Source organism: Streptomyces sp. NPDC007162 (assembly GCF_040634175.1).
GTDB lineage: Bacteria > Actinomycetota > Actinomycetes > Streptomycetales > Streptomycetaceae > Streptomyces.
Window position 1 is genome coordinate 1 of the sequence record NZ_JBEYFC010000210.1, and the last position, 14205, is coordinate 14205.

15 protein-coding genes and 1 pseudogene are annotated in these 14205 nt (G+C 71.8%); 8 read left to right on the forward strand and 8 right to left on the reverse strand.

The annotated features are described in order from the left end of the window. The 3 genes and pseudogenes from ABZ646_RS24005 to ABZ646_RS24015 form a co-directional block, all read right to left on the reverse strand. Window positions 1-537, reverse strand: a pseudogene (locus ABZ646_RS24005) (hypothetical protein); the annotation flags it as partial. Between the two features lie 136 nt (window positions 538-673). Further along, window positions 674-979, reverse strand: a complete 306-nt coding sequence (locus ABZ646_RS24010) for a hypothetical protein (protein WP_360522428.1) — start codon at window positions 977-979, stop codon at window positions 674-676. 95 nt (window positions 980-1074) lie between these two features. Beyond that, a complete protein-coding gene (locus ABZ646_RS24015) occupies window positions 1075-1683 on the reverse strand; it encodes a class I SAM-dependent methyltransferase (RefSeq protein ID WP_360522431.1) in 609 nt (202 codons plus the stop codon). 142 nt (window positions 1684-1825) lie between these two features. On the opposite strand from ABZ646_RS24015, the gene ABZ646_RS24020 reads away from it, so the two are divergent. The 5 genes from ABZ646_RS24020 (at window position 1826) to ABZ646_RS24040 (ending at window position 6923) form a co-directional block, all read left to right on the forward strand. After that, window positions 1826-2599 carry an MHYT domain-containing protein gene (locus tag ABZ646_RS24020; RefSeq protein WP_360522434.1) on the forward strand — a complete coding sequence of 258 codons (774 nt, stop codon included), beginning with the start codon at window positions 1826-1828 and terminating at the stop codon, window positions 2597-2599. 46 nt (window positions 2600-2645) lie between these two features. Next, window positions 2646-5288 carry a sensor histidine kinase gene (locus ABZ646_RS24025; RefSeq protein WP_360522437.1) on the forward strand — a complete coding sequence of 881 codons (2643 nt, stop codon included), beginning with the start codon at window positions 2646-2648 and terminating at the stop codon, window positions 5286-5288. After that, window positions 5285-5722 (forward strand): roadblock/LC7 domain-containing protein, encoded by a 438-nt coding sequence (locus ABZ646_RS24030; RefSeq protein WP_360522440.1) that lies wholly within the window; start codon window positions 5285-5287, stop codon window positions 5720-5722. The genes ABZ646_RS24025 and ABZ646_RS24030 overlap by 4 nt, the downstream gene beginning before the upstream one ends. Window positions 5723-5749: 27 nt before the next feature. Further along, window positions 5750-6163, forward strand: coding sequence for a DUF742 domain-containing protein (locus ABZ646_RS24035; protein WP_360522443.1), 414 nt, complete (start codon window positions 5750-5752; stop codon window positions 6161-6163). 154 nt (window positions 6164-6317) lie between these two features. Beyond that, on the forward strand, window positions 6318-6923 hold the full coding sequence (locus ABZ646_RS24040; protein WP_360522446.1) for an ATP/GTP-binding protein: 606 nt from the start codon (window positions 6318-6320) through the stop codon (window positions 6921-6923). Window positions 6924-6926: 3 nt separating this feature from the next. Here the strand turns inward: ABZ646_RS24040 and ABZ646_RS24045 are convergent, their stop codons facing one another. Then, complete coding sequence (locus ABZ646_RS24045) at window positions 6927-7355, reverse strand: PPOX class F420-dependent oxidoreductase (protein ID WP_360522449.1); 429 nt, start codon at window positions 7353-7355, stop codon at window positions 6927-6929. A 95-nt stretch (window positions 7356-7450) separates the two neighbouring features. Between ABZ646_RS24045 and ABZ646_RS24050 the strand changes: the two genes are divergently transcribed. Continuing rightward, complete coding sequence (locus tag ABZ646_RS24050) at window positions 7451-7864, forward strand: roadblock/LC7 domain-containing protein (RefSeq protein WP_360522452.1); 414 nt, start codon at window positions 7451-7453, stop codon at window positions 7862-7864. A 126-nt stretch (window positions 7865-7990) separates the two neighbouring features. Then, window positions 7991-8911, forward strand: a complete 921-nt coding sequence (locus ABZ646_RS24055) for a DUF6397 family protein (protein WP_360522455.1) — start codon at window positions 7991-7993, stop codon at window positions 8909-8911. Here ABZ646_RS24055 and ABZ646_RS24060 read toward each other — a convergent pair. Continuing rightward, complete coding sequence (locus ABZ646_RS24060) at window positions 8848-9714, reverse strand: acyl-CoA thioesterase II (protein WP_360522458.1); 867 nt, start codon at window positions 9712-9714, stop codon at window positions 8848-8850. The genes ABZ646_RS24055 and ABZ646_RS24060 overlap by 64 nt on opposite strands. Window positions 9715-9745: 31 nt before the next feature. Then, window positions 9746-12259 (reverse strand): DUF3516 domain-containing protein, encoded by a 2514-nt coding sequence (locus tag ABZ646_RS24065; RefSeq protein WP_360522461.1) that lies wholly within the window; start codon window positions 12257-12259, stop codon window positions 9746-9748. A 145-nt stretch (window positions 12260-12404) separates the two neighbouring features. On the opposite strand from ABZ646_RS24065, the gene ABZ646_RS24070 reads away from it, so the two are divergent. After that, window positions 12405-13199 (forward strand): metal-dependent hydrolase, encoded by a 795-nt coding sequence (locus tag ABZ646_RS24070; protein WP_360522464.1) that lies wholly within the window; start codon window positions 12405-12407, stop codon window positions 13197-13199. A gap of 8 nt (window positions 13200-13207) precedes the next feature. Here the strand turns inward: ABZ646_RS24070 and ABZ646_RS24075 are convergent, their stop codons facing one another. Both ABZ646_RS24075 and ABZ646_RS24080 read right to left on the reverse strand, forming a co-directional pair. Next, a complete protein-coding gene (locus ABZ646_RS24075; protein WP_360522467.1) occupies window positions 13208-13468 on the reverse strand; it encodes a type B 50S ribosomal protein L31 in 261 nt (86 codons plus the stop codon). Window positions 13469-13483: 15 nt separating this feature from the next. Then, on the reverse strand, window positions 13484-13954 hold the full coding sequence (locus ABZ646_RS24080; RefSeq protein WP_360522470.1) for a DUF5709 domain-containing protein: 471 nt from the start codon (window positions 13952-13954) through the stop codon (window positions 13484-13486). Window positions 13955-14205: the final 251 nt, after the last annotated feature.

The window sequence follows — 14205 nt, forward strand, 5'->3', positions numbered from 1 at the left end:
ACGGGCCAGGGCGTTGATCGAGGTGGTCCGGGAGCTGGCCCGACGCGGTGCCCCGGACGCGGCCGAGACCGTTGCCAACCTGATCTCGTCCGCGCCCAGCCGCCGCTGCGCCGGTCCCCACGTGCTCGTGTCCGGCGGGGTCAGCGCGGCCCGGCCCACGACCTCCGGGCCGGGATCGTGCGGCGCGGGCACGTTGGGGGCCGCCACGGCGACCGCGAGCGGCCAGCCGGGCAGGGCGGTGACCACCGTGCGCTCGTCAGGCGACAGGTCGTACTCCATGCCGCAGTCCCAGGACGCGATCGCGACGGCCACGAGCGAGACGTCGTCGATGACGACCGTCCAGCGCGCCCCGTCGCCGTCCTGGCCCAGCACCAGGCCGTAGCCGTCGGCGCGCGGCGCCAGCTCCAGTGCCGCGCAGGCCTCCGGATAGTCGTCGCCCAGCACGCTCGGAAACTTCGCCGGCGTCAGCAGCACCGCTGTGAGCACGTACAGCGCTTCGTCCGCGGCGTCGACGGCCTCCTCGTCGGTCCCGGCCATCCCTGCCTCCCCAGTCGTTCGTCCAACGGCGCGCACCATAGTGCGGCGGGAAGCCCGTTGTCACGACCGGCCCCACATGCGGAGCTGCAGTTTTCCACCGGGACCGGACGAAAACGACCCCAGTTGCACCGGCAGGTCAGGCGACCGGCAGCCCGAGAAGGTCGCGCGCCACCGTTCGCGGCGACTGGGCGCGCACCCGAGCCAGCTCGACGACGGCCCGGCACGCCAGCTCGCTCACCCCGAACGACAGGGCCTCCGGCGACACCCAGCCCGAGGCCTCCTCCAGCCGGTCCTGGTCGTCCTCGGCTCGGGCCGCGACGTAGGTGGCCGCGGCCTCGAACAAGTTGTGCGCACGCCTTTCACCTCGCGGCGACATCCCGGCGCCCTCGGTCGCGCCGGTACCACGAGATCTGGCTGCGTACTTGCGGATCCGTTCGAACACGCGGACCACCTTCCCCCTGTCGCTGTTGCTCTCGAACGAGCGTCTTCCTCCACCGAACGTAGAGTTGAAGCCCCGGTAACAGAAGAGGGCACTGGCTAACCCGTCCGCACCGCCAGCGCCAGGAACCGGGCGTCCTCGTCCACGTAGGACGTCATGCGCCAGCCCGAACCGGCGAGCAGGGGGTTGAGATTGTCCTCCGCACGCAGGTCGTCCGGGGTGATCTGCCGCCCGTGGCGCGCTGCCAGAGCGGCGCGGCCGATGGGGTGGAACAGGGCGAGCACGCCGCCGGGGCGGACCACCCGCGCCAGCTCCCGCAGATTCTCGGCGGGACGGGGCAGGTGGGCGATCAGACCCGCGGCGAACACGGCGTCGAGGCACTCAGACCGCACCGGCAGCGCGGCGACGTCGGCGAGCAGCAGTCGCCCGGCGCGGTCCCGCCCGGCCCGCACGGCGGCCTGCAGCATCGCCGGCGTCAGGTCCACCCCGAGGACCGTGCCCGAGGACCCCACGGCCGCGCGCAGCGGCGGCAGGGCCCGCCCGGTACCGCAGCCCGCGTCGAGCACACGGTCTCCCAAGCACAGCCCCAACTCCGCGACGGCAGCCGCGTACGCGGGACCGTCGTCGGGGAACCTGCCGTCCCAGCCGGCCGCCCGCTCGGTGAAGAACTCCCGGACATGCGTGTGGTCTTCGCTCATGCTCCGCATGATCCCTCACCGTCACGGAGGACGCCCCTGCGCGCACGTTCGAGCGTGAGGCGATCGTTCCGGCGCACCGCTGCGTCATATTGCAGCACCTTTCGAACTGCGCCCCCTCTGTGCCCCCGTGCCCCCCTAGCGTCCCTTGGCCATGGGACACCTGGACCACGCCACCTTCGGCTGGCTGACCCCCGTGCTGTCGTACGTCATGGCCTGTACCGGCGCCGCGCTGGGGCTGCGCTGCACCGTCCGCGCGCTCGGCAGCACCGGGCGCGCACGCCGCAACTGGCTGCTCACCGCGGCCTCCGCGATCGGCACCGGCATCTGGACCATGCACTTCGTGGCCATGCTCGGCTTCGGGGTCAGCGGCACCGACATCCGCTACGACGTGCCGCTGACCATCCTCAGCCTGGTCGTCGCCGTCGTCGTGGTCAGCGCCGGCGTCTTCGCCGTCGGCTACAGCCGCGAGCGCGGCCGAGCGCTGCTGCTCGGGGGGCTCACCACCGGGGTGGGCGTCGCCAGCATGCACTACCTCGGCATGGCGGCCGTACGGCTGCACGGCGACGTGCGCTACGACCCGATGCTCGTCGGGCTGTCCGTGCTCATCGCCGTGGTCGCCGCGACCGCTGCCCTGTGGGCGGCGCTCAACATCAGGTCACCCGTCGCGGTCACCCTCGCCTCCCTCGTCATGGGAGCGGCGGTCAGCAGCATGCACTACACCGGGATGTTCGCGGTCAGCGTGCACGTGACGCCTTCCGCCTCGCCCCTGTCCGGGGCCACCGCGATGCAGTTCATCTTCCCCCTCGCGGTGGGCCTCGGCTCCTACTTGTTCCTCACCTCGGCCTTCGTCGCGCTCTCGCCCACGGCCGGGGAGCGCGAGGCTTCCGCGTCCGCCCAGCGGCCCGTCACGGGCGCCACTCGCTGACCGGGCACCGCCCCGCGCACCGACCCACCTTCCGAGCGAGGACGCCATGCGTACACCCCGTAGGACCCCTGCGGCAGGCGCGGAGACCCCGTCTCCAGGACCGGCGCGCGGTCGCCGCGCGCACGCCGGACAACCCGCCCAAGAACCCGTCGACGACCTCGACGGCACCCCGGCGGACCAGGGCTCCGCACGCGAGGGAGGCTGGCGGCTCCGTCCCCGGACCGTCCGGGCCAAGGTCGTGTGCCTGCTCATGGTGCCGGTCATGTCCCTGCTCGCCCTGTGGGCCTACGCCACGGTCACCACGGCACAGGACGTCGCGCGGCTGCGTCAGTCCCAACGCGTCGACGCCGCCCTGCGGACCCCGGTCGCCACCGCCGTGGCGGCCCTCCAGGACGAGCGCACCGCCGCCGTACGGCACGCGACCGACCCCGCCACCGAACCGGACGGGGACCTCGTGAGGCTCGGGGCCCGCACCGACCGGGCCGTGGCCCGGCTGCGGCTCGGCAGGGGCAGCACCGTCGCCGACAGCGAGGAACTGCCGTCCGGTGTCGCCCAGCGCCTGAAAACCTTCGTCACCGGCGTCGAGCACCTGCGCACGCTGCGGACGGCGCTGCGAAACCGCCGCGCCGGCTGGGCGGAGACCTACGGGCGGTACACGCAGACCATCGCCACCGGCTTCGCCGTGGACGGCGCCCTCTCCGGCATCCAGGCCGACGACATGGGCGCCGACGCGCGCGTGCTGCTCGAGTTCTCCCGCGCGGGCGAGGCTCTGGCCCAGGAGGACGCGGTCCTCGCCGGTGCCCGGCCGGCCCGTGCCCTGGACGGCGAGCGGCTGCGGCTGTTCACCGGCGCCGTGGACACCCGCCGTGTCCTCGTGGACGCGGCGGTCATCGACCTGCCGACCGCGCAGCGCGCGCAGTGGCGCCGGCTCGCGGACGGCGACGGCTACACCGCGCTGGTCGCCGCCGAGGACAAGATCCTCGCCGGTCGCCCCGGAGCCAGAGCGCTCGACGCGGGCGGAGCATCGACCTGGAACACCGCGCACGCGCGCGTGCAGGACGGCATGCGCACCGTCCAGGCGGCCACGGGCCGTGCGGTCGCGGGCCGGGCCGATCCGTTCGCCCGCGGCCTGCTCACCCCGGCCGGTACCGCGGTCCTGTTCGGTCTGCTCGCCGTGGGAGCCTCACTCGTCATCTCCGTCCGCATCGGACGCGGCCTCGTCGTCGAGTTGGTGAGCCTGCGCAACAGCGCCCTGGAGATCGCCCGCCGCAAACTGCCGGAGGCGATGCGCAGACTGCGGGCCGGCGAGGAGATCGACGTCCGCGCCGAGGCGCCCCCGGGGCCGCCCGCCGAGGACGAGACCGGACAGGTCGCCGAGGCCCTCGGCATCGTGCACCGCGCCGCCCTGCGCGCGGCTGTGGAACGCGCCGAGCTCGCCAGTGGCATCTCGGGCGTGTTCGTCAACCTCGCCCGCCGCAGCCAGATTCTGGTGCACCGCCAGCTCAGCCTGCTGGACAGCATGGAACGCCGTTCCGACGACCCCAACGAGCTCAGTGACCTCTTCCGGCTCGACCACCTCACCACCCGGATGCGGCGCCACGCCGAAAGCCTGATCATCCTCTCCGGGGCCGCCTCGGGCCGGGCCTGGCGCATGCCCGTCTCCCTGACCGACGTGGTGCGTGCCGCAGTCTCGGAAGTCGAGGACTACGCGCGCGTGGAGGTACGCCAGATCCCCGAGGCCGCGGTCGTGGGCGCGGCCGTGGCGGACCTCACGCATCTGCTCGCCGAGGTCGTCGAGAACGCCGCCCAGTTCTCGCCGCCGCACACACGCGTGCGCGTCACCGGTGAACCCGTCGGCAACGGCTACGCCCTGGAGGTCGAGGACCGCGGCCTGGGCATGGGCCAGGAGACGCTCGCGGAGGCCAACCGGCGCATCGAGCAGTCCGAGGCCCTCGACCTGTTTGACAGCGACCGGCTCGGCCTCTTCGTGGTCAGCAGGCTCGCGGCCCGGCACGGGATCAAGGTGCACCTGCGTACCTCCCCGTACGGTGGCACCACGGCCGTGGTCCTGCTGCCGAAGGCCCTGCTGCACAGCGGCCCGGCGGAGAACTCCGGCCGTCTCGCGGCCGGTACCGAGCAGCCCGCGGCACGCGCGTACGCGCGTGTGCCCGGCACCCCTCTCCCGGAGGCCGCCCACGCCCCCTCGGGCCGACCGGCCCTCGCCGTCACCGCCCACGCCTCGCCGCACCGCGCCCCCGAACCTCCCCACCCCGGCCCCGAACCTCCGCGCCCCGCCGCGAACGCCCCGCGCTCCGGCCCCCATCCTGCGCATCCCGCGCCCGAACCGCCGCCCCCCGGAGTCACCGCGTTGCGGCCACACCGCCCCCCGCACGGCTCCGGCTCCTCAGATCTCTCCGGCTCCTCAGACCTCGCCGGCGCTTCCCACTTCTCCGACGAAGACCTCCCGCGCCGGGTACGACAGGCCAACCTCGCCCCCCAGCTGCGTGATCCCCGCGCCCAGGAACCCGCGCCCGCCCGCAGCGGGCACGAGCGCACCCCCGAACTGGTCCGCGACCGAATGGCGGCCTACCGCGACGGCTGGGCGCGCGGCGGCGGCAGACGGCCCGGTCGTGGAGCCACCCCGGAACCCGAAGCGGGCACCGACAGCACCGAAGGAGACCGCGCATGATCCAGGATCCGAGAACGACGCCGGACCGCCGTTCCGGGGAACTCGACTGGCTGCTGGACGACCTGGTGCTACGCGTCACCGAGGTACGGCACGCCGTGGTGCTGTCCAACGACGGTCTCGCCGTCGGCGCCTCGACCGGCCTCAGGCGGGAGGACGCCGACCACCTGGCCGCCGTGGCCTCCGGCTTCAACAGCCTCGCCAAGGGCGCCGGACGGCACTTCGGGGCGGGTGGCGTACGCCAGACCATGGTCGAGATGGACGACGCCTTCCTCTTCGTGGCCGCCGCAGGCGACGGCTCCTGCCTCGCCGTGCTCACCGCCGTCACCGCCGACATCGGTCTGGTCGCCTACGAGATGGCACGCCTGGTCAAGCGGGTGGGCGAGCACCTCTACACGGCGCCGCGCGTCGCCGCCCGGCCGCCCGCCGCCGGATGAGCAGGCAGAGCCGGAAGAGCACCGCGGATGAACGAGTTCACGACCGGCGCCCCGCACGAGCCGGGCAGTCAGTGGTACGACAACGAGGCCGGGCCCCTGGTCCGCCCCTACGCCATGACCGGCGGCCGCACCAGACCCGGCCCCACCGGGGTGCGCTTCGACCTGATCGCGCTGGTCACCCTGGACACGGGCGGGTCCGGCGCCGACGGTGAGCCGGCGCTCGGCCCCGAACACCGGGCGCTGGTCGACCTGTGCCGGGTGGAGACCCAGTCCGTCGCCGAGCTCGCCGCCGGTGCCGACCTGCCCGTGGGCGTGGTCCGGGTGCTGCTCGGGGACCTGCTGGAACTGGGCTGCGTCGCCGTGAGCCGTCCGGTGCCACCGGCCCAGCTTCCCGACGAACGGATTCTGCGCGAAGTCATCGCCGGATTGCGGGCACTGTAGATGAGTATCCGGAACCAACCGGGCGCGAGCCGGTCAGAAGAGACGTGTTGCGGTCCGACCACCCGCAGGATCGCCGTAGTTGTCATGATGCTGGCTTCGCGTCCCGAGCCCAGCGACCCGTCCGGGCGGCTTTCGCCCTCCGAGAGAAGTGATCATGGTCTCCGAGCACTCCGAAACCGCCGTCGACGACACATCTGCCATGGCGCTCAAGATATTGGTCGCCGGCGGCTTCGGCGTCGGCAAGACGACCCTCGTGGGTGCCGTCAGCGAGATCCGGCCGCTGCGCACCGAGGAAATGCTCAGCGAGGCCGGGCAGTCGGTGGACGACACGGACGGCGTGGACCAGAAGGTCACCACCACCGTCGCCATGGACTTCGGACGCATCACCATCCGTTCCGGACTCTCCCTGTACCTCTTCGGAACCCCGGGCCAGGACCGTTTCTGGTTTCTGTGGGACGAGTTGTCGCAGGGCGCCCTCGGCGCCGTCGTCCTCGCCGACACCCGCCGCCTGGAGGACTGCTTCCCGGCGGTCGACTACTTCGAGCACCGGCACATCCCGTTCGTCGTCGCCGTCAACTGCTTCACCGGCGCCCGCACGTACGGTGCCTCCGACGTCTGCCGGGCCCTGGACCTGGACCAGGGCACGCCCGTGGTCCTGTGCGACGCCCGCGACCGGGACTCCGGCAAAGAGGTGCTGATCCGGCTCGTCGAGTACGCCGGGCGGATGCACACCGCCCGGCTTCTCGACTCGGTCGGCTGAGTCTCAGCCGGCGAGGTCCCTGAGCGCCACCACCTTCTCCACGGTCACCCGGACCAACAGCTCGCCCGGAACACCGTTGCGGGCGCCGAACTCCTGCGCGCGGTCCTCTCCCATGTAGCGGGCCGCGATCCGGGTGGCCGAATCACGCAGCTCCCCCGGATCCTCGGACAGCCGGGCGCGCCCGTTCAGCACCACGAAATGGAATGGGGGCCGGTCGTCGTCCACACAGAGGGCGACACGCCCGTCACGGGCGAGATTGCGCCCTTTCACCGTGTCCTTGCCCGTGTTGAAGACCAGTTCGTCCCCGTCCAGCAGGAACCAGATCGGGGCCACATGCGGGCTGCCGTCGGCGTTCACCGTGGACAACTTGCCGGTGCGGGTGCCGTGCGAGACGAACGCCCGCCATTCCTCGTCGGTCATCTTCTCTGCCATGCCCCCATCCTCCTTGCCCGGACGCCGGTGGTGGGGAAGGCTGGCGGGGAGATCCTCCAGCCAGGGGGAGACGGCACACGGGGAGACGCTACGACATGGCGCAGAACCAGAAGCTCGGCTGGCTGCTCGACGACCTGACCGAGCGCGTGGAGCACGTACGGCATGCGCTGGTCCTCTCGAACGACGGGCTGGTCACAGGGGCGAGCACGGGCCTCCGCCAGGAGGACGCGGAGCATCTGGCCGCCGTCGCCTCCGGGCTGCACAGCCTCGCCAAGGGCTCCGGACGCCACTTCGGCGCCGGCCAGGTCCGGCAGACGATGATCGAGTACGACGAGGCGGTGCTGTTCGTCACCGCCGCCGGAACCGGCAGCTGTCTGTGCGTCCTCAGCGGAGCCCAGGCCGACATCGGCCAGATCGCCTACGAGATGACACTGCTCGTCAACCGCGTCGGCGAACACCTCGGCGTGGACGCCCGGCAGCCGGAGCGCTCCTCCGCCATAGACCTCTGAACTGGGATTTCGCTCCGCGCCTGGAGTTATCCACAGGCTCGCCACGGATTGTGCCGGAGTGGCTACGGTCTTTTCCACGGCGAGCGCACCCGGCGCGAGCCATCCGCTCCACGGGGGAGAACGACCATGACCGGCACCATCCTCGCCCAGACCCGCCCGCTCACCTGCGCACCGAGCCGAGCAGCCCGTGAACTGGGCCTCAGGCGAGGCGAGTTCGACCTCGCGGTGCACCTCGGGCGGATCCGTACGGTGCCTGACGAGGGCGGCGGCGGAGCCCGCAGGGTGCCACGGACCGAGATCGACCGGCTCCGCCCCCGCACCGGGCCCCTCCGAGAGAGCGTGAAGGTCATGGGTACGGCCGAGGGGGCGGCCCTGATGGGGATCCCCGCGGCCAGGTTCACCCGCTTCGCCAAACTCGGCCTGATCACTCCTGTCAGGTGGTACCCGAACCGCTACCGGGCCGTCGTCTGGCTCTATCTGGCCCAAGAACTGAGGCAGTTCGTCTCCGACGACAGCAACACCCGCCTCCTCACCGGCCGTACGCCCGAGGAACTGCGTGACCGGCTGCGGGTGGGCGCCGACCAACGGGCACGCAACTGGCGCGGACGTCACCGAGGTTTCCTGCTGAGGCAGGCGGACGGGCCGTGGGAGCGGGCCGGAGTGGTGGCGGCTTTCCTGGACCCCGGCGAGATCGACGAGGTGGTCACGGACCCCCACGAGCGCGCGTACGTGAAGAAGCTCCGGCCGGCCCCGCCCGCCCATGGCGCGCCGGGCTCGTCCGCCGCGCAGCTCGCCGAGGAGCTCATGACGGCGGACGCCCCGGACGAGATCGGCTGGCTCCGCAACGAGCTCTCCCAGGAGGTGTCGGCGGCCCGCACGGCAAGCCCCGCGCCCAGCCTTCTCCCGCACACCTCGCGCACCGCCCTGCGACCACCCCGGTACCCGGCACGGCCGAGGCCCTCGCGCGGCCTGCGTGACTGGCTCTACAAGGCCCTGAAGAGCCCCTCCTGGACGACCGACACCAGCAGCCGCCCCTCAAGGTCGTAGACCCGCCCGCGGGCCAGGCCGAGACCGCCCGTGGCGATGGGGGACTCCTGTTCGTAGAGGAACCACTCGTCCGCGCGGAACGGCCGGTGGAACCACATCGCGTGGTCCAGCGAGGCCATGTCGTAGTTGCGCGGTCCCCACAGGGGCTCCACCGGGACCCGTACGGCGTCCAGGAGGGTCATGTCGCTGGCGTAGGTCAGCGCGCACGTGTGCACCAGCGGATCGTCGCCCAGCGGACCCACCGCGCGCATCCACACCGCACTGCGCGGTTCGGCGCCCTGCACCTCCTCGGGGTGCCAGCGCAACCGGTCGACATACCGGATGTCGAAGGGCTGGCGGCGTGCCATCCGCTCCAGCTGTTCCGGCAGCTCGCCCAGATGCTTGCGGATCTCCTCGGCGAGCGTCGGCAGCGACTCCGGGTGCGGCACCTCACGGGCCGGCGGCAGCTGATGCTCGAAGGCTCCCATCTCAGGCTTGTGGAAGGAGGCGGTCAGCGTGAAGATCGTGCGGCCCTGCTGCACGGCCGTGACACGGCGCGTCGTGAACGAGCGCCCGTCCCGGACCCGTTCGACCTGGTACACGATCGGCACCCCCGGCCTGCCCGGACGCAGGAAGTACGCGTGCAGCGAGTGCACCGGGCGGTCGTCCTCCGTGGTGCGGCCGGCGGCGACCAGCGCCTGGCCCGCCACCTGGCCCCCGAAGACCCGCTGGAGGGACTCCTGGGGGCTGCGGCCACGGAAGATGTTGACCTCGATCTGCTCGAGGTCGAGCAGGTCGACCAGTCGCTCGGCCGGGTTCGTCATGGGTGCGCTTCTCCTGTGCTCGAACCGGTACTCAGAGCTGTCCGACGTCGGTGACGCGGACGACCGCGCGGCCCTCGGCATCGGAGGCCGTCAGGTCGACCTCCGCGCTGATGCCCCAGTCGTGGTCGTCGTTCGGGTCGTCGAAGATCTGGCGGACGCGCCACAGCGCGTTCTGCGGCTCCTCCTGGATCACCAGCAGCTTGGGACCGCGGGCGTCGGGGCCGGTGCCCAGGTCCTCGTACTCGTCCCAGTACTTGTCCATGGCCTCGCCCCAGGCGTCGGCGTCCCAGCCGGACTCCGCGTCCATCTCGCCCAGTTCCTCGACATGGTCGAGGGCGGCCAGTTCCACCCGGCGGAACATCGCGTTGCGGACCAGGACCCGGAACGCGCGCGCGTTGGCCGTGACCGGCTTGACCTCGTCGGCCTTCTCCTGGGCCTCCTCGGCGGTCATCTCCTCCGGGTTGGCGAGCTGCTCCCACTCGTCCAGCAGGCTGGAGTCGACCTGGCGGACCATCTCGCCCAGCCACTCGATCAGGTCCTGCAGGTCCTCGGACTTCAGGTCGTCCGGGATGTTGTGGTCGAGGGCCTTGTACGCGCTCGCCAGGTAGCGCAGCACGATGCCCTCGGTGCGGGCCAGCTCGTAGAAGGACACCAGCTCCGTGAAGGACATCGCCCGTTCGTACATGTCCCGGATGACCGACTTCGGCGACAGCGGATGGTCGCCGACCCAGGGGTGGCTCTTGCGGTAGGTGTTGTACGCGTGGAAGAGCAGCTCCTCGAGGGGCTTCGGGTAGCTCACGTCCTGGAGGCGCTCCATGCGCTCCTCGTACTCGACGCCGTCCGCCTTCATGGCGGCCACCGCCTCGCCCTTCGCCTTGTTCAACTGGGCGACAAGGATCTGCCGCGGGTCGTCCAGCGTGGACTCGACGACGGAGACCATGTCGAGGGCGTAGGAGGGCGACTCGGGATCGAGGAGCTCGAAGGCGGCGAGCGCGAACGTGGACAGCGGCTGGTTGAGCGCGAAGTCCTGCTGGAGGTCGACCGTGAGGCGGACGATGCGGCCGGTGGCGTCCGGCGTCTCGAGCTTCTCGACGATCCCGCCGTCCACCAGCGAACGGTAGATCGCGATCGCCCGGCGGATGTGCCGCAGCTGCTGCTTGCGCGGCTCGTGGTTGTCCTCCAGCAGATGGCGCATCGCATCGAAGGCGTTGCCAGGCCGGGCGATCACCGAGAGCAGCATCGTGTGCGTCACGCGGAAACGGGACGTCAGCGGCTCGGGCTCGGACCCGATCAGCTTCTCGAACGTGTTCTCCGTCCAGCCGACGAAGCCCTCCGGCGCCTTCTTGCGCACCACCTTGCGCCGCTTCTTCGGGTCGTCGCCGGCCTTCGCCAGGGCCTTCTCGTTCTCGATGACGTGCTCGGGCGCCTGCGCGACCACGAGACCGGCCGTGTCGAAGCCCGCCCGCCCCGCCCGGCCCGCGATCTGGTGGAACTCACGCGCGCGCAGGGTGCGCACCCGGTTGCCGTCGTACTTGGTGAGGGCGGTGAACAGGACTGTGCGGATGGGCACGTTGACGCCCACCCCCAGGGTGTCGGTGCCGCAGATGACCTTCAGCAGACCGGCCTGCGCGAGCTTCTCCACCAGACGCCGGTACTTGGGGAGCATGCCGGCGTGGTGCACACCGATGCCATGACGGACGTAACGGGAGAGGTTGCGGCCGAACTTGGTGGTGAAGCGGAAGTTCCCGATCAGCTCGGCGATCTGCTCCTTCTCCTCCTTCGAGCACATGTTGATACTCATCAGCGCCTGCGCCCGCTCCACCGCCTGCGCCTGCGTGAAGTGCACGATGTACACCGGCGCCTGCTTGCTCTCGAGGAGCTCGGTGAGCGTTTCCGTCAGCGGGGTGAGCTTGTACTCGTAGGAGAGCGGCACCGGGCGGGTCGCCGAGCGGACCACCGCGGTGGGGCGGCCGGTGCGGCGGTTGAGGTCCTTCTCGAAGAAGGAGACGTCGCCGAGGGTGGCGGACATGAGGATGAACTGCGCCTGGGGCAGTTCGAGGAGCGGGATCTGCCAGGCCCAGCCGCGGTCGCCCTCGGCGTAGAAGTGGAACTCGTCCATGACGACCTGGCCGACGTCCGCCTGCTTCCCGTCGCGCAGGGCGATGGAGGCGAGCACCTCGGCGGTGCAGCAGATGACGGGCGCGTCGGAGTTCACGGAGGCGTCGCCGGTGAGCATGCCCACGTTCTCGGTGCCGAAGATCTTGCACAGCTCGAAGAACTTCTCCGACACCAGCGCCTTGATCGGGGCCGTGTAGAAGGTGACCTCGTCCCGGGCCAGCGCGGCGAAGTGCGCGCCCGCGGCGATCATGCTCTTGCCGGAGCCGGTCGGCGTCGACACGATCACGTTCGCCCCGGAGACCGCCTCGATCAGCGCCTCCTCCTGGTGGGGGTAGAGCGTGAGCCCACGCTCCTCGGCCCACGACTCGAAGGCTTCGTACAAGGCGTCGGGGTCGGCGGTCGGCGGCAGTCGATCGATGAGGGTCACGGACCCATCTTGCCTGGCCCGGCCGCCGAGGGGGGAATCGGCTTCGAGGCCGAAGATCATGACCGCTACGCTGTGTCGCCGACGGAGCGTCATCGCACCCGGTCAACTGGACAGCGGTACACGAGGAATGGGGCGGGCCACGGCCATGATGGGACCAGCACACTCACTGTCGGGAGCCGCCGCCTGGCTCGGCGTCGGAGCGGCGGCCGCCGCGGCCGGGCACCCGATGCCCTGGCCGGTCCTGCTGGTCGGGGCGCTGATCTGCGCCGGCGCCGCGCTCGCCCCCGACCTCGACCACAAGGCCGCCACCATCTCGCGGGCCTTCGGACCGCTGTCGCGCTGGATCTGCGAGATCGTCGACAAGCTGTCGTACGCCGTCTACAAGGCCACCCGCAAGCCGGGCGACCCGCGACGCTCCGGCGGCCACCGCACCCTGACGCACACCTGGGTGTGGGCGGTCCTGATCGGCGGCGGCTGCTCGGCCGCCGCGATCCTCGGCGGGCGCTGGGCGGTGCTGGCGGTCCTCTTCGTGCACATGGTGCTTGCGATCGAGGGTCTGCTGTGGCGGGCGGCCCGAGGCTCCAGCAGCGATGTGCTGGTGTGGCTGCTGGCGGCGACCAGCGCCTGGATCCTGGCGGGCATCCTGGACAAGGCGGGCAACGGCTCGAACTGGCTGTTCATCCAGCCCGGCCAGGAGTACCTGTGGCTGGGGCTGCCGGTGGTGCTGGGCGCGCTGGTGCACGACATCGGGGACGCGCTGACCGTCTCGGGCTGCCCGATCCTGTGGCCCATCCCGATCGGCCGCAAGCGCTGGTACCCGCTGGGCCCGCCGAAGGTGATGCGGTTCCGCGCGGGCAGCTGGGTCGAGCTGAAGGTGCTCATGCCGGTGTTCATGGTGCTCGGCGGCATAGGCTGCGCCGCCGCCCTCAACGTGATCTGACCCCTCGGTCAGCCGGCCTGCCCGGAGCCACTCCCGTAACGGCGCTCGAACGCGGCGACGCGGCCCTCGGTGTCCACCGTGCGGGCCTTGCCGGTGTAGAAGGGATGGCTCTCCGAGGAGATCTCCACGTCGACAACCGGGTAGCTCTCGCCGTCGTCCCACTCGATGGTCTGGTCGCTGGTGGCCGTGGACCGCGTCAGGAACGCGTATCCGGCGGCACGGTCGCGGAAGACCACAGGGTGGTAGTCGGGGTGCTTGTCCTGCTGCATGGCGGCTCCTCGGGTTCAGCCGTAGGCGGAGTCCTCGTCGACGATGTGCATCGCGGCCTCCTCGGCGGAGGCTCCGGCGCCGTCGATGCCGACGTCGCTGGCGACCAGGCCGTTCTCGTCGTCCTCGTGCGCCCCCTCGTTCGGCGCGACGAGCCGGCCGGAGCGCAGGTCGCCGACCTCGTTGTCCAGGAGCTCGCCGTCCGTGCCGGCGCAGTCGCCGATGTCGTCGCCGTCGGGGGCGGCCGGCTCGGGCAGTTCCTCGGAGAGCCGCTGGTCCAGGGTCTCGCCACGGTGGCGCTCGGCCGCGGTCACCCCGGTGTGCTCCACCGCCCACGGCCGCTCGGGCGGGGACCAGCCGCGGTCGAGAGGATCGGTGACGCCGTCGAAGTCCAGGGTGTCCTCGACGTCGAGGACACCCGAGTCCTCCCGGATCTCGGACTCGTCGGGCTGGTAGACGTCGTCCCCCCATCCGTCGGCGGTGGTCACGGCTACCTCCAGGGAGTGAGGACACGGCCCGCGGGGCGGGCCGCCGGCACGCTCGGCACGGGTCCCACAGGGGGTGGACCCCGCGGTTCCCGGTCGGTCCCCGAACCGGTGCCGCTCTCCAGCCTTCCACCCCTGCTCGCACCCGCGCAACGGCACGGGGCCCGACCTGCGAAGCGCCCGGTGCCGGACCCGGGGCACCCCCGTCGAGCAGCGGCCCCTCGCGCAGCCGCGGGACCCGCGGCACCCGCCAC